Consider the following 14,872-nt stretch of genomic DNA (forward strand, 5'->3'; position numbering starts at 1 on the left):
GTCGGCGGTGACTCTCTGACCAGATTGCGCCGCGACGCCGGGGCTGTTGGATTGCCGGAGCCTACGACCTCGCGAGCCGGTCGGTGAGGCCGGGCCGACAGAAGTCCGCAGGTCGAGACACGGGTCACACCGGGGCGGACGATCTTCGGCAACGCCGAACGGCCCGGCCTCCGTCAGGGGTCGGGCTGTCGGCGCGCGGCGCCCTGCGCCGCAAGGAGTCAGGCGCTGCGCCTCCTCGACCTGCGGGCCGCGAGGTAGTCCCGGTTGAGCTGCGAGATGACGTCGAGCGGGATCTCCTTGGGGCACGCGACGGCGCATTCGCCGGTGTTCGTGCACCCCCCGAAGCCCGCCGCGTCGTGCTCGGCCACCATCGCCAGCACGCGCGAGTCACGCTCCGGCTGGCCCTGGGGCAGCTCGCCGAGGTGGGTGATCTTGGCGCCGAGGAACAGCGACGCGGACCCGTTCGGGCACGCCGCGACGCACGCACCACAGCCGATGCAGGCCGCCGCCGTGAACGCCCGGTCGGCCTGGTCCTTGGGCACGGGCACGGCGTGCGCGTCCGGGGCCGACCCGGTGGGCGCCGAGACGTAGCCGCCCGCGGCGATGATCCGGTCGAACGCGCTCCGGTCGACGACCAGGTCCTTCACGACGGGGAACGACCCGGCCCGGAACGGCTCGACGGTGATGGTGTCGCCGTCGCGGAAGTGCCGCAGGTGCAGCTGGCAGGTCGTCGTCGCCTTCTCCGGACCGTGCGGCTGCCCGTCGATCACCATGCTGCACGCGCCGCAGATGCCCTCGCGGCAGTCGTGGTCGAACGCGACGGGCTCCTCGCCCTCGGTCGTCAGCTTCTCGTTGAGGACGTCGAGCAGTTCCAGGAACGACATGTCCGGCGACGCGTCGTCGACGTCGTAGCTGCGCATCGCGCCACGGTCGTCGGCGTCGTGCTGGCGCCAGACCTTCAGGTGCAGCCTCACTTGTAGCTCCGCTGGGTGGGGGCCACGTACTCGAACGTCAGGTCCTCCTTGTGCAGGACCGGCGCCTCGCCGCGGCCGGTGAACTCCCACGCCGCGGCGTAGGAGAAGTGCTCGTCGTCACGGGCAGCCTCGCCGTCGGCCGTCTGGCTCTCCGCCCGGAAGTGCCCCCCGCAGGACTCGTTGCGGTGCAACGCGTCGAGGCACATGAGTTCGGCCAGCTCGAAGAAGTCGCCGACGCGGCCGGCGCGCTCGAGACTCTGGTTGAGCTCGACGCCGGTGCCCGGGACCCGGACGTCCTCCCAGAACTCCTTGCGCAGCTCCGGGATCCGGTCGAGCGCCTTGCGCAGCCCCGCCTCGGTGCGCTCCATGCCGCAGTGCTCCCACATGAGGTGGCCGAGCTCGCGGTGGAACGAGTCGACGGTGCGCGACCCGTTGATCGACAGCAACGTGTCGATCCGCTGCGCCACATCGGCTTCGGCCTCGAGGACCGCGGGGTGGTCCGGGTCGACGGGCTCGTGCCCGACGCGGGCCAGGTAGTCGCCGATCGTCGTCGGCAGCACGAAGTAGCCGTCCGCCAGTCCCTGCATCAGCGCGGACGCGCCGAGCCGGTTCGCGCCGTGGTCGGAGAAGTTCGCCTCACCGACGACGAACAGGCCCGGGATCGTCGACTGCAGGTCGTAGTCGACCCACAGGCCGCCCATCGTGTAGTGCACGGCCGGGTAGATGCGCATCGGGACCCGGTAGGGATCCTCACCGGTGATGCGCTGGTACATCTGGAAGAGGTTCCCGTACTTGGCCTCGACCGCCGGCCGCCCGAGACGGTCGATGACCTCGGCGAAGTCGAGGAACACCCCGAGGCCGCCCGGGCCGACGCCACGGCCCTCGTCGCACACGTTCTTCGCCGCGCGCGAGGCGATGTCGCGCGGGACCAGGTTGCCGAACGCGGGGTACTGCCGCTCCAGGAAGTAGTCGCGCTCCGCCTCCGGAATCGCGTTCGGATCACGGTCGTCGCCCTTGCGCAGCGGCACCCACACGCGGCCGTCGTTGCGCAGCGACTCCGACATCAGCGTCAGCTTCGACTGGTGGTCGCCGCTGACCGGGATGCACGTCGGGTGGATCTGGGTGAAGCACGGGTTGGCGAACAGCGCCCCCTTGCGGTGCGCCCGCCACGACGCGGTGACGTTGCAGCCCTTGGCGTTCGTCGACAGGAAGAAGACGTTGCCGTACCCGCCGGAGGCCAGCACGACCGCGTCGGCCAGGTGGCTGCGGGTCTCGCCGGTGATCAGGTCGCGCGCCACGATTCCGCGCGCGTGCCCGTCGACGACGATCAGCTCCAGCATCTCGTGCCGCGGGTACATCGTGACGCCGCCTGCGTCGACCTGACGCTCCAGGGCCTGGTAGGCGCCCAGCAGCAGCTGCTGACCCGTCTGACCCCGCGCGTAGAAGGTCCGCGAGACCTGCGCGCCGCCGAAGGAGCGGTTGTCGAGCAGGCCCCCGTACTCGCGCGCGAACGGGACACCCTGCGCGACGCACTGGTCGATGATCTGCCGGCTGATCTCCGCGAGCCGGTGCACGTTCGACTCCCGCGCGCGGAAGTCGCCGCCCTTCACCGTGTCGTAGAACAGCCGGTACACGCTGTCGCCGTCGTTGCGGTAGTTCTTCGCCGCGTTGATGCCGCCCTGCGCCGCGATCGAGTGGGCGCGCCGCGGGCTGTCCTGGTAGCAGAACGCGCTGACCCGGTAGCCGAGCTCGGCCAAGGTCGCCGCGGCCGAACCGCCCGCCAGCCCCGTGCCGACGACGATCACGTGCAGCTTGCGCTTGTTGGCCGGGTTGACGAGCCTGACGCCGAAGCGACGCCGTTCCCAGCGGGTTTCGATCGGGCCGTCCGGTGCCGCGGTGTCGGCGATCGGGTCGCCCAGCGTGTAGTCCGCGTAGCTCATGTCGGGCCTCCTCAGACCAGGCCGAAGGTGACGGCGAACGGGACCGCGAGGAACCCGGCCACCAGCAGCGCCGCGAAGACGAGCGCGAAGGTCTTGAGGGCGCGCTGGGTCCTGGCGTTGGACCGGCCGAAGGTCTGCAGCCCGCTCCACAGCCCGTGCCGGACGTGGATGCCGACCGTGACCACGGCCAGCACGTAGAAGATCGTCGCGTACCAGTGCGACGGCGCGAAGTCCGCCGCGACGTTGTCGTAGACCTCGCCGTGCACACCGTTCGGGTTCAGCGTGCCCGTCGTCAGGTCCAGCAGGTGGTACACGACGAACAGGGCGATGATCACCCCGCCCCAGCGCATCGTGCGGGCGGCGTAGCTGCCCTGCACCGGCGGCCGGTGCGTGTACCGGACCGGTCGCGCGGCCCGGGCCCGCCGGGCCAGCACGATCGCCGACCACACATGGGCCACGAGGGCGACGGTGAGGACGACCCGGATCACCCACAGCACCCCGCTGTAGGGCACGGCCGGCTCGAGCAGCGTGCGCAGCCAGGCCGAGTAGGCGTCGAGCGCGCCGGCACCGAAGAAGATCTTCAGGTTGCCCAGCATGTGCAGGACCAGGTACAGCAGCATCGCGGCGCCGGACGCCGCCATCACGTACTTGAGGACCACCGACGGCACCCGCCGACGGCTCCTCGTCGAGACCGGTCGGCGTGCCGGGGCGGAACCCCGGGTGCCGGGCCGGTCGGCAGTCGTCGTCACGCGTCAAGTGGACGTCCACGATCGACAAAGGTCCAATGCATGGAAACAACGACAGCGATGCTCTTAAGCTATATCCGTGACGCTGCAGCAGCTTGCGTACTTCCTCGCCCTCGCCGACGTGCGCAGCTTCACTCGTGCGGCCGAACGGATGGGTGTCGCTCAGCCCACACTGTCGCGGCAGCTCAGGGCGCTGGAGGAGGACCTCGGGGCACCGCTGGTGAACCGCGCGCAGGGCGCACTGACCCTCACGCCGGCGGGCGAGGCGGTGCTGCCGCTGGCTCGTCGCATGCTCGCCGACGCCGACAGCGCCCGCGCCGCAGTGGCCGAGGTCGTCGGCCTGCGCCGGGGTCGTGTGCGGGTCGGGGCCACCCCGTCGCTGTGCATCGGCGTGCTCGCCGACGTGCTGCGCGTCTTCCACGACCGCTACCCCGACCTGCACATCGAGCTGTCCGAGAGCGGTTCGCAGCCGCTGGTGAGCGGGCTGGAGCGCGGTGCGCTCGACGTCGCGGTGCTGGTGGTGCCACAACAGGGCCTCGACGTCTCGCTGGAGGTCACTCCGCTGCTGCGCGAGCGCCTCTCGGTCGCCTCGCCCCGGTCCGAGCCCGCGCCGTCGAGCCGCGGCACCCTGACGGTCACCGAGCTCTCCCGGCGGCCGCTGGTGATGTTCCGACGTGGCTACGACCTGCGGGAGGTGACGCTGCGCGCCTACGCCGATGCCGGCGTCGAGCCGCGGTTCGCCGTCGAGGGTGGGGAGATGGACGCGGTGTTGCGGCTGGTGGAGACCGGTACCGGGGTCGCCGTCGTACCGGACCTCGTGTTCGCGGGGCGTCCCAGGCTCCGACGCACGGCCCTCACCCCGCCGCTGTACCGCACGGTCGCCCTCGCCCGCCGGGTCGATATCGCCCCGACCCCCGCCGTCCAGGCGTTCCGCGACACGCTGCTGGAGTTCGTCGCCGAGACCGAGCGGATCGGCGGGTCCGACACCGACGTCCAGGTCCTGCACCGCCCCGGACCGTCCTGAGACGGGCCGCCGCGGCGCCACGCAGCGTCGGCGACGTCATGATCACCGCGTGCGGGACCTGGACGCACATCACGGCGCTCATGTCCCGTTTTCGGCGATCACCTCACGCGTCGACCCACGAAGCCGCAGCCTCGCTCGCGACACACGATCGGCCCGGCACTACGCAGCGGAGCTCGACCTGAGCGCGCCCGACCTGAGCGCGATCCCAGCGGGCGGAGGCACACATGCGGGGCCTCCATGATCGCCGTTCGAGGGACCTCAGCGACACCTCCGGCGCTCATGTCCCGCCTTCGACGATCACCGTCGGCAGCACCGCCCGCAACCGCACCTTCCGGGACCGGGCACCTCGCGACCGGCCCAGCGTGACGCCGAGGCTGCGCACGCCCCGCCGCTACGGTCGCGCACCGCGTCCACACATCGCACGACGTCCATGATCCGCGTCCACGGGAGCGGAGCGACACGCATGGCGTTCGTGTCCCCTATTCGGCGATCACCGTCGGAAGCGCGGGCGCAACCGCACCGTCGGGGCCGCCAGCTCGCGGCTCGGCGCGGCATGACGCCGACGCTGCGCACGACCCTGCGCCAGGAGCCGCGCACTCGCGGCGCCCGCGACCAGCAGCGGCGACCGACGACGCCTCGGCGCTCTCGTCCCGCAGCGGTTCCCCTGCGCGACTGGAGGCAGGCCGGACCCTTCCCGCGGGCCCGCGACGTCAGGAGCCGTCGTCGGTGGGGATCTGTTCCGCGAGTTCGGCCGCATGCTCGGCGACGGCCTCGCGGACGACGCGGTAGGCGATGCCCGCGGGGTAGCCCTTGCGCGCCAGCATCCCGAGCAGGCGGCGGGCCGTCGACTCGTCGGGGACGCCCGGTCGGGTGCGGAGCTTCCGGTCGACCAGGGCGCGGGCGCGGGCCTCCTCGGAGGCGTCGTCGACCTCCGCGAGCGCCTCGCCTGCGGTCTCGGAGTCGACGCCCTTGCGCCGCAGCTCGACCGCGATGGCCCGGCGCCCCAGGCCGCTGTGGGTGTGCCGGGACCGGACCCACTGGTCGGCGAAGGCCTTGTCGTCGATGAGGCCGACCTCGCCGAAACGCTCCAGCACGACATCCGCGGCGTCGTCGGGGATGCCCTTGCGGCGCAATGCCTGAGCGAGCTCCTGACGGGTCCGCGACCGCGATTCGAGCAGGCGCAGACAGATCGTCCGGGCCGCTGCGACCGGATCGGCAGGAGGCTCGGGGGGCTGATCGGTTCGGGAACGACGGCGGGACGCCGCGTCGCCCCGTCCCCGCCGGGACGTGCCCCGATCCAACGGGGCGCCGGCAGCGTCGAACGTGCGGGCATCGTCGGCGGAGGGCTCGGCACTCGATGATCCCCGCGTGGCGCGAGGCGGACGATCCGGCCGGGATCGCGTGCCTGTGCGACCGGCCTCCATCGAGGCTGCCGGGGCGCCGGGGAATGCGTCCTGCGGCTCGGTCGAGCGGCCGGCTCGCCGCGCTCCCCCGCTGGACGGGTCGGTACGGCGCGTGCGTCGACCGTCGGCGGTGCGAGGCGCGGGGCCGAGCAGGTCGGCAGCGCGACGAACGACAGGTCCGGCGCCGCCGGCGGATGCCGGGCCCAGCAGGTCGGACAGGCTCGCGATCGTCACCGCGGGCGCCGGTTCGTCGCCGGCCCAGTCGCCGGCCGAGTCGCCGCCTGAGTCATTGCCCGAGTCATTGCCCGGGCCGACGGCCGGCTCGCCGGCGGTCGATCGGCCGCGCGGCTCGTCGTCGGCGCCGATGCCCGGCCCGTCGGTGAGGTCGAGTCCGACCTGGCGAACGTGCCGAGGGGCGGCCGCGTCGTCGGACCTGTCCAGACCGAGCTCGGCGACCTGCACAGGCACACCAGCGGTCGAGTCCTCTGCCGGGGCGTCGGTGCTGTCGACGTCCCGGTCGAGATCCAGCGACGCGAGCGCGATCACCTGTCGCGGACCGCTGGACGGCACCTGACGTCCGCTGCCGTCGGGGGCCGGGCCGGAGTCGTGCGAGTCGGGCACCCGATCAGAAGTCGACCGGGGCGGGCAGCGGCTCGACCTCGTCGGCGTCGAGCACCGCGCCGATACCGAGCTTCTCCTTGATGCGCTTCTCGACCTCGGCCGCGATGTCCGGGTTCTCCTTCAGGAACTTGCGGGCGTTCTCCTTGCCCTGCCCCATCTGGTCGCCCTCGTAGGTGTACCAGGCACCGGACTTGCGGATGATCCCCTGCTCGACGCCCACGTCGATCAGCGAGCCCTCGCGGCTGATGCCGACGCCGTAGAGCACGTCGAACTCCGCCTGCTTGAACGGCGGGGCCACCTTGTTCTTCACGACCTTGACCCGGGTGCGGCTGCCGACCATGTCGGTGCCGTCCTTGAGGGTCTCGATACGGCGGATGTCGAGGCGCACGGAGGCGTAGAACTTCAGCGCCTTGCCGCCGGTCGTGGTCTCCGGCGAGCCGAACATGACGCCGATCTTCTCGCGCAGCTGGTTGATGAAGATCGCAGTGGTGCCGGAGTTGCTCAGCGCGCCGGTGATCTTGCGCAGTGCCTGGCTCATGAGCCGCGCCTGCAGGCCGACGTGGCTGTCGCCCATCTCGCCCTCGATCTCGGCGCGCGGCACGAGCGCGGCCACCGAGTCGATGACGATGATGTCGAGCGCGCCGGAGCGGATCAGCATGTCGGCGATCTCGAGTGCCTGCTCACCGGTGTCGGGCTGGGACACCAGCAGCGCGTCGGTGTCGACACCCAGCGCCTTCGCGTACTCGGGGTCGAGCGCGTGCTCGGCGTCGATGAAGGCGGCGATGCCGCCCGAGGCCTGGGCGCTGGCCACGGCGTGCAGGGCGACCGTGGTCTTACCGCTGGACTCCGGGCCGTAGATCTCCACGACCCGGCCACGCGGCAGGCCCCCGACACCCAGCGCCACGTCGAGCGCGATGGAGCCGGTGGGGATGACGCCGATGGGCGGACGCGTGTCATCGCCCAGCCGCATCACCGATCCCTTGCCGTGGTTCTTCTCGATCTGGGCGAGGGCGAGCTCGAGGGCCTTCTCGCGGTCGGGTGCGGTCATCTCGGTCTGCCACCTCGCTGATGCGCTCTCGTGGGCGTTGCGGGACTGTGCCGGCGCCTTGGCCGATGTCTTGCGGGGAGCCACGGTCGAACCGTATTGGGTCCGTCCGACAGTTCCGTCCTGCATGTCCTCGCTGTGGACAACGAGCGACGTTGTGGACAGAGGCTATACGAACACCTGTTCGAGTTCGGTGCCGACACGCCGATCGGCTATCGTGCCGCGCCGAGCGGCGCATGTCGGTCCGGGAACCGCCGCGGCGGCGCCGCCCAGGCCCCGGGGCAACGCGCTCCGTCGGCGCCAACTGCACCGGCAGCACCGGCAGCGCCGTCAGCGCCGTTCCCGCGGCACGTCGTAGACCTCACAGACCGCGAGCCAGACCCGCTTCGGGTCGATCCCCGCCTCGATCGCCTCCTCGACGGTGCGGCCCTCGAGCTGGGCGAACACGTGGTCCTTGGCCAGCGACCCCGCACGCACGGCCCCGAACTCCTCCTCCATCAGCTCGCGGAAGTGACTCAGTCGCACCCGGCGAGGGTAACTCGCAGCTGCATCCGCACCCGGACGCGTGCGACGCTCCGTTCGTGCGTGATGATCTGGTCCGGCAGCTGTGGACCCTGCTCGGCGGCGCGGCCGGGGAGTGCGACCGGCTGACCGTCACCGGCCCGACGGCGACGTTGTCCTCGCGGTTCCCCGTCACCGACGCGGGTGCCGCAGCCGTCGGGGCCGCCCTGCTGGCCGCGACGGCGGACCCGGACGGCGGCGTGGGGCGGCCCGTCGGCCTCGACACGCGCCAGCTCGCGGTGGCGCTGACGAGCGAGCGGCACCTGCTGCACGACGGCGTGAGCCCCGGCAACCCGTTCGATCCCCTGTCGACGTTCCACCGCACCGCCGACGGCTGGCTGCGGTTGCACGCGAACTACCCCTGGCACCGCGCGGCCGCCCGCAGGGTCCTCGACCTCCCCGACGACGCGGGTCCCGGCGACGTCGCCGCCGCCGCCCGGCACTGGCGGTCCGAGGAGCTGGAGACCGCCGTCCACGAGGGTGGCGGGGTCGCGGCGGCGGTCCGCACGGAGAAGGAGTGGCAGGCCACGCCCGCCGGCGCCGCGGCCGCAGGCCTGCCCCTGGTCGGGCGGCACGACCTCGCCGACGCGCCGCCCCGGCCCCGCCGCGCCCGCACCCGGGTACTGGACCTGACGAGGGTGATCGCGGGGCCCGTCGCGACCAGGACGCTGGCCGCGCACGGCGCCGAGGTACTACGGATCGACCCGCCCGACCGCCCGGAGCTGCGCACCCAGACCTGGGAGGCGCTGCCCGGCAAGCACAGCGCTGTGCTCGACCTCGCGACGAACCCCGAGCGGCTGGAGGCCCTGCTGGCGGGCGCGGACGTCGTGGTCGGCGGGTACCGCCCGCACGCGCTCGACCGGTTCGGGCTCGCCCCCGAGGCACTGGCGGCGCGGTTCCCCGGGCTCGTCGTCGTGACGCTCTCGGCGTGGGGCGACGAGGGGCCGTGGGCCGGGCGGCGCGGGTTCGACAGCCTCGTCCAGGCGGCCTGCGGGATCGGCGAGACCGAGCGTCGCGACCCCGATCCGGCCACGCCGCCCGGTGTCCTGCCCGCGCAGGTCCTCGACCACGCGACCGGCTACCTGGGCGCCGCGGCCGCGCTCCTCGCGCTGGCCCGGCAGCGCCGCGTGGGAGGCACCCCGCACGTCCGGCTGGCGCTGGCGGCGACCGCGACGTGGCTGCAGTCGCTCCCCCGTCCCGACGACACGGACGGCGGCACCGAACCCGTCGACGCCCGGCCGTGGCTCGAGCAGGTCGAGGCGCCCGACGGCGTGCTCACCCTCGCATCGCCGCCCGGGACCGTCGACGGCACGAGGCTGCACTGGCCCTCGCCCGCCCCGGCCTACGGCGCCGCGGCCGCGACGTGGCCGTCGGACGCGGACCCGTCGTAGCCTGTCCGATGTGCCGGTATCCGTGCTGACGACGGTCCTCGCCCAGAGCGGCGACCCGACGGGCCTGTCGTCGGGCCTCGGCCGGATCGTGGTCCTGCTGGCGCTGCTGGCGTCGTTGATCCTGCTCCTGCGCTGGTACAACCAGCAGCGCAAACGCTGAGCCCCGTGGCGCTCACGCGGCAGCGGCGACGACCCGCGCGGCGGCCTTCCGGGCCGCGGTGAGGATGCTCGGGTCCCCGCCCGCCGTCGCGACGACCGTCGCCCCCTCGTAGAGCAGGTGCAGCTCCGCGGCCACCTGGTCGGGCTCGGCGAGCCCCGCGTCCCGCGCCAGGTCGGCGAACAGCTCACGGGTCCACGCCTTCTCGGCACGGATGACCGCGATCGCCGGGTGGTCCGTGCCCCCGACCTCGGCGTAGGCGTTGACGAACCCGCATCCCCGGGACTGCGCGCGCAGCCACGACTCGAGCGCGTCGTACACGGCGAGCAGCCGCTCCCGGCCGGGGGGCACCCCCTCCACCCGGGCGGCGACGTGGGCGCGGACGCGGTGCGCGCGCCGCCGCAGGTAGAGGGCGACGAGCTCGTCCTTGGAGCCGAAACGGTCGTAGAGCGTCTTCTTCGTCGTACCGGCCCGCTCCGCGATGAGGTCGACCCCGACGGCCCGGATGCCGTGCTCGTAGAACAGCTCCGACGCGGCGTCGAGCAGGCGGCGACCTGCCGGGGTCAGCTCCGGGACGGGCTGCATCCCGGCGATCTCCGCCAGCGACTCCACGGTGGTCATGCGGTGCCCCTCACGTCTCCACTGCAAGTATACAGACCGGTATGGTTACGTCGCCGGCGTGACCCGAACGCAGTCCGACGCCGCCGCCTCCGCGGCCCTCGTCGTCCTCTGGAGCGCAGGATTCATCGGAGCGGTGCTGGGCACCCGCGCCGCCCCCGCCGACACGTTGCTGGCCTGGCGCTTCGTCATCGCCGCGGCGATCCTCGTGCCGGTCGCCGCCGCCCGCGGCGCGCGGCTGCGGCTGTCCTCGCTCCGCCGGCAGGCACCGCTGGGCCTGCTCAGCCAGTTCGCCTACCTCGGGTGCACGGTCACGGCGGTCGGCCTGGGCGTCCCCGCGGGGACGACGGCGTTGATCGCCGCCCTGCAACCGCTGGTCGTCGCCGGACTCGCGGGTCCGGTGCTCGGTGAGCACGTCACCGGCCGGCAACGGGTGGGGCTGCTCGCCGGGCTCGGCGGCGTCGCGCTGGTCGTCGGCGGCGACCTGCACTCCGACGGGGTGGCGTGGTGGGCCTTCCTGCTCCCGGTCGCGGGGATGTTCGCGATGGCGGCCGGGACGGTGCTGACCCGGCGCGCGGGCACGCACGAGACCCCGCTGGAGTCGTTGACGATCCAGACGGCCACGACGGCGGTGCTGTTCACGCTCGTGGCGCTCGTCGACGGCAGGCTCGCCCCACCCGCCGACCCGATGTTCTGGGGCGCGGTGGCGTGGGTCGTCGTGCTGCCGACGTTCGGCGGGTTCGGCCTCTACCTCTACGTCCTGCGCCGTCAGGGGGCGACGCGGGTGAGCAGCCTGCTCTACCTGACCCCGCCGACCACGATGATCTGGGCGTACCTCATGTTCGGCCAGGTCCCGGGGCTGCTGGCCGTGCCGGGGATCGCACTGGCCGCGGCCGGTGTCTGGCTCGTCCTGCGAACGCCGCGCGCGCGAACTGTCGGTGCTCCGTCGCATGATGGACGACGTGAGCGCGCTCGACGGCTTCTCGCCCGCCACCCGTGACTGGTTCACGGGGGCGTTCGCCGCGCCCACCCCCGCCCAGGAGGGGGCGTGGGCGGCGGCGCAGGCGGGCCGGCACGCGCTCGTCGTGGCGCCGACCGGCTCCGGCAAGACGCTCGCGGCGTTCCTCTGGGCGCTCGACCGGCTGGCCACCGAGCCCGTACCCGACGATCCGAAGCGCCGCTGCCGCATCCTCTACGTCTCGCCGCTCAAGGCCCTCGCGGTCGACGTGCAGCGCAACCTCCGCTCGCCGCTCACCGGCATCCGGCAGGCCGCGCAGCGGCTGGGCGTCCCGGTGCCGGAGGTCGAGGTCGGGATGCGCACCGGCGACACCCCGGCCGAGGAGCGCCGCCGCTTCGGCCGCACCCCGCCGGACGTGCTGGTCACCACGCCCGAGTCGCTGTTCCTGATCCTCACCTCGGCCGCGCGCGAGTCGCTCACCGGCGTCGAGACCGTGATCGTCGACGAGGTGCACGCCGTCGCGGGGACCAAACGCGGCGCGCACATGGCGCTGTCGCTCGAACGCCTCGACGAGCTGCTCACCCGCAACGGCTCCCGCCCAGCCCAACGCATCGGGCTGTCCGCCACGGTCCGCCCGCTCGACGAGGTGTCGACGTTCCTGGCAGGTGCGCGGCCCGTCGAGATCGTCCAGCCGAGGACGCCCAAGACCATCCAGGTCGACGTCCAGGTCCCGGTGCCCGACCTCGCGGCGCTCGACGAGCAGCCCGCGCCCGGCAGCGCCGACGAGGAGGTCATCGGCTCCGCGGCCGGGACCGCGCGACGGCCGTCGATCTGGCCCGCGGTCGAGCGCCGGCTGCTCGACCTCGTCCGCGAGCACCGGTCCACGATCGTCTTCTCCAACTCCCGACGGCTCGCCGAGCGCCTCACGTCCCGGCTGAACGAACTGGCCGCCGAGGAGGCGGCCGCCGCGGACGCCGTGGACCTCGACGAGATCGCCGCCGGGTCGTTCCCCGCCGAGGCGATCGGGCAGTCCGGGATCGGCGGCGGCGCACCGCCCGTCGTCGCCCGCGCTCACCACGGCTCCATGTCGCGCGAGCAGCGGACGCTGGTCGAGGAGGAGCTCAAGAGCGGCCTGCTGCCGTGCGTGGTGGCCACGTCCAGCCTGGAGCTGGGGATCGACATGGGCGCGGTCGACCTGGTCGTGCAGGTCGAGGCACCGCCGAGCGTGGCGTCGGGGCTGCAGCGCGTCGGCCGGGCCGGGCACCAGGTCGGGGCGGTCTCACGCGGCGTGGTGTTCCCGAAGTACCGCGGCGACCTGGTGTCGTGCGCGGTCGTCGCCGAGCGGATGTCGGGCGGGGCGATCGAGTCGACGCGCTACCCGCGCAACCCGCTCGACGTGCTGGCCCAGCAGATCGTCGCGATGGTCGCGATGGAGCCGTGGTCGCTCGGTGACCTCGCGGCCGTCGTCCGACGGGCGGCCCCCTTCGCCGCGCTGCCCGACTCGGCCCTGCACTCGGTGCTCGACATGCTCGCGGGGCGCTACCCGTCCGAGGAGTTCGGCGAGCTGCGGGCCCGCATCACGTGGGACCGGGTCACCGACGAGCTGGCCGGCCGCCCCGGCGCGCAACGGCTGGCCGTCACCTCGGGCGGGACGATCCCCGACCGTGGCCTGTTCACCGTCATGACGCCCGGCGGCGCGGACGGGGCGGGATCGCGTGTCGGCGAGCTCGACGAGGAGATGGTCTACGAGTCCCGGGTCGGCGACACGTTCCTGCTCGGCACGTCGAGCTGGCGCGTCGAGGACATCACCCACGACCGGGTCATCGTCACCCCGGCGCCGGGCGAGCCCGCCCGGATGCCGTTCTGGAAGGGCGAGTCGATCGGCCGGCCGCTGGAGCTGGGCCGGGCCGTGGGCGCGTTCGTCCGCGAGATGGCCGCACTGCCCGACGAGCAGGCCCGCGAGCGCGCCACCGCCGCGGGTCTCGACGAGTGGGCGGTCGACAACCTGCTGGCCTACCTGCACGAGCAGCGCGAGTCGACGCGGCACGTCCCGTCCGACCGGACGATCCTCGTCGAGCGCTTCCGCGACGAGCTGGGCGACTGGCGGCTCGTCGTGCACTCCCCGTTCGGGTCCCAGGTCAACGGGCCGTGGGCGCTGGCGATCGCCGCCCGGATGCGCGAGCGGCGCGGCGTCGAGGTCAGCGCCGCGGGCGCGGACGACGGGATCGTCCTGCGGCTGCCCGACGCCGTCGACGAGCAGGGCGCCGAGGTCGTGCCCACCGCCGAGGACGTGCTGCTCGACCCGGCCGAGGTGGAGCAGATCGTCGTCGGGGAGCTGGGCGGCTCGTCGCTGTACGCGTCGCGGTTCCGCGAGTGCGCGGCCCGGGCCCTGTTGCTCCCGCGCCGCGATCCCAAGCGGCGCAGCCCGCTGTGGCAGCAACGGCAGCGGTCGGCGCAGCTGCTGTCGGTCGCGGGCAAGTACGAGCAGTTCCCGATCACGCTCGAGGCGATGCGCGAGTGCGTGCAGGACGTCTACGACCTGCCGGGCCTGCGCGAGCTGATGTCCGACGTGGGCTCGCGCAAGGTCAAGGTCGTCGAGGTGTCGACGGCCCAGCCGTCGCCCTTCGCCCGGAGCCTGCTGTTCGGCTACGTCGGGATGTTCCTCTACGAGATGGACGCGCCGCTGGCCGAGCGCCGGGCCGCGGCGCTCTCGCTCGACTCGACGCTGCTCGCCGAGCTGCTGGGGTCCGAGGCCATCCGAGAGCTGCTCGATCCGGAGGTCCTCGCCGAGGTCGAGGCCTCGCTGCAGCGCACCGCGGCCGACCGGCACGCGCGCGACGCGGAGGGTGCCGCCGACCTGCTGCGGTTCCTGGGCGACCTCAGCGAGGGCGAGGCCGCCGCCCGCGGCGTCGACCCCCCGTGGCTGGCCGAGCTGGAGTCCGCACGCCGGGCGATCCGCGTGCGCATCGCCGGCGAGCAGCGCTGGCTGGCGATCGAGGACGCGGGGCGGGTCCGCGACGCGCTCGGCGCCGCCCTGCCCGTCGGGGTACCCGAGACGTTCACCGAGCCCGTCCCGGATCCGTTGGGCGACCTGGTGATCCGTTACGCGCGGTCGCACGGCCCGTTCCCCGCCGCCGACGTCGCCGCCCGGTTCGGGCTCGGGGTGGCCGTGGTGTCCGGGGTGCTCGACCGGCTCACCGGGTCCGGGCGACTGGTCCGCGGCGAGCTGCGGCCCGGTGCGGAGGGCATCGAGTTCTGCGACGCCGAGGTGCTGCGCCGGCTGCGCCGGGCGTCGCTGGCCCGGCTGCGGGCGGAGGTCGAGCCCGTCGAGCAGCGGGCGCTGGGTCGTTTCCTGCCGGTGTGGCAGGGGGTGCGCGCAGCCGCCGCCGCGCCGGGACGACGCGGCCGGATCCGGCGGGCGCCGGGGCCGGAGG

12 protein-coding genes are annotated in these 14,872 nt (G+C 73.5%); 5 read left to right on the plus strand and 7 right to left on the minus strand.

The window, feature by feature from the left end:
* Nucleotides 1-218: 218 nt before the first annotated feature.
* From PSD17_RS24555 to PSD17_RS24565, 3 genes are read right to left on the minus strand one after another with little or no spacing between them, the layout of a single operon-like run.
* The gene (locus tag PSD17_RS24555; protein WP_339124687.1) at nucleotides 219-974 is read right to left on the minus strand and encodes a succinate dehydrogenase/fumarate reductase iron-sulfur subunit; all 756 of its coding nucleotides are present in this window, start codon (nucleotides 972-974) and stop codon (nucleotides 219-221) included.
* Nucleotides 971-2,914 (minus strand): fumarate reductase/succinate dehydrogenase flavoprotein subunit, encoded by a 1,944-nt coding sequence (locus PSD17_RS24560; protein WP_339124688.1) that lies wholly within the window; start codon nucleotides 2,912-2,914, stop codon nucleotides 971-973. The genes PSD17_RS24555 and PSD17_RS24560 overlap by 4 nt, the downstream gene beginning before the upstream one ends.
* 11 nt (nucleotides 2,915-2,925) lie before the next feature.
* Nucleotides 2,926-3,582 carry a succinate dehydrogenase cytochrome b subunit gene (locus PSD17_RS24565; RefSeq protein ID WP_339124689.1) on the minus strand — a complete coding sequence of 219 codons (657 nt, stop codon included), beginning with the start codon at nucleotides 3,580-3,582 and terminating at the stop codon, nucleotides 2,926-2,928.
* A gap of 157 nt (nucleotides 3,583-3,739) precedes the next feature.
* Between PSD17_RS24565 and PSD17_RS24570 the strand changes: the two genes are divergently transcribed.
* A complete protein-coding gene (locus tag PSD17_RS24570; protein WP_013676660.1) occupies nucleotides 3,740-4,684 on the plus strand; it encodes a LysR family transcriptional regulator in 945 nt (314 codons plus the stop codon).
* Nucleotides 4,685-5,394: 710 nt separating this feature from the next.
* On the opposite strand, the gene recX is transcribed toward PSD17_RS24570, so the two are convergent.
* From recX to PSD17_RS24585, 3 genes are all read right to left on the minus strand, one after another.
* Complete coding sequence (recX, locus tag PSD17_RS24575) at nucleotides 5,395-6,108, minus strand: recombination regulator RecX (protein ID WP_339124704.1); 714 nt, start codon at nucleotides 6,106-6,108, stop codon at nucleotides 5,395-5,397.
* A gap of 604 nt (nucleotides 6,109-6,712) precedes the next feature.
* The gene (gene recA / locus PSD17_RS24580; RefSeq protein ID WP_013676662.1) at nucleotides 6,713-7,756 is read right to left on the minus strand and encodes a recombinase RecA; all 1,044 of its coding nucleotides are present in this window, start codon (nucleotides 7,754-7,756) and stop codon (nucleotides 6,713-6,715) included.
* Nucleotides 7,757-8,083: 327 nt separating this feature from the next.
* Nucleotides 8,084-8,278: a DUF3046 domain-containing protein gene (locus PSD17_RS24585; RefSeq protein WP_013676663.1), complete on the minus strand. Its 195-nt coding sequence runs from the start codon at nucleotides 8,276-8,278 to the stop codon at nucleotides 8,084-8,086.
* A 56-nt stretch (nucleotides 8,279-8,334) separates the two neighbouring features.
* Here PSD17_RS24585 and PSD17_RS24590 point away from each other — a divergent pair, with 56 nt between their 5' ends.
* The gene (locus PSD17_RS24590; protein ID WP_339124690.1) at nucleotides 8,335-9,705 is read left to right on the plus strand and encodes a CoA transferase; all 1,371 of its coding nucleotides are present in this window, start codon (nucleotides 8,335-8,337) and stop codon (nucleotides 9,703-9,705) included.
* A 10-nt stretch (nucleotides 9,706-9,715) separates the two neighbouring features.
* Nucleotides 9,716-9,865 (plus strand): hypothetical protein, encoded by a 150-nt coding sequence (locus PSD17_RS24595; protein WP_013676665.1) that lies wholly within the window; start codon nucleotides 9,716-9,718, stop codon nucleotides 9,863-9,865.
* Between the two features lie 12 nt (nucleotides 9,866-9,877).
* Here the strand turns inward: PSD17_RS24595 and PSD17_RS24600 are convergent, their stop codons facing one another.
* A complete protein-coding gene (locus tag PSD17_RS24600) occupies nucleotides 9,878-10,483 on the minus strand; it encodes a TetR/AcrR family transcriptional regulator (RefSeq protein ID WP_013676666.1) in 606 nt (201 codons plus the stop codon).
* Between the two features lie 58 nt (nucleotides 10,484-10,541).
* On the opposite strand from PSD17_RS24600, the gene PSD17_RS24605 reads away from it, so the two are divergent.
* Nucleotides 10,542-11,480, plus strand: coding sequence for a DMT family transporter (locus PSD17_RS24605; RefSeq protein WP_339124691.1), 939 nt, complete (start codon nucleotides 10,542-10,544; stop codon nucleotides 11,478-11,480).
* On the plus strand, nucleotides 11,434-14,872 hold a 3,439-nt coding region (locus tag PSD17_RS24610; RefSeq protein WP_339124692.1), incomplete at its 3' end, for a DEAD/DEAH box helicase. The genes PSD17_RS24605 and PSD17_RS24610, both read left to right, overlap by 47 nt.

The sequence above is a fragment of the Pseudonocardia sp. D17 genome (assembly GCF_036984265.1).
In the GTDB taxonomy this organism is placed as follows: domain Bacteria; phylum Actinomycetota; class Actinomycetes; order Mycobacteriales; family Pseudonocardiaceae; genus Pseudonocardia; species Pseudonocardia benzenivorans.

Excerpts from the sequence above, each read along its gene's own strand:
- PSD17_RS24560 (WP_339124688.1), bottom strand. The coding sequence starts at position 2,914 with ATGAGCTACGCGGACTACACGCTGGGCGACCCGATCGCCGACACCGCG.
- recX (WP_339124704.1), bottom strand. The coding sequence starts at position 6,108 with ATGGAGGCCGGTCGCACAGGCACGCGATCCCGGCCGGATCGTCCGCCT.
- recA (WP_013676662.1), bottom strand. The coding sequence starts at position 7,756 with ATGACCGCACCCGACCGCGAGAAGGCCCTCGAGCTCGCCCTCGCCCAG.
- PSD17_RS24600 (WP_013676666.1), bottom strand. The coding sequence starts at position 10,483 with ATGACCACCGTGGAGTCGCTGGCGGAGATCGCCGGGATGCAGCCCGTC.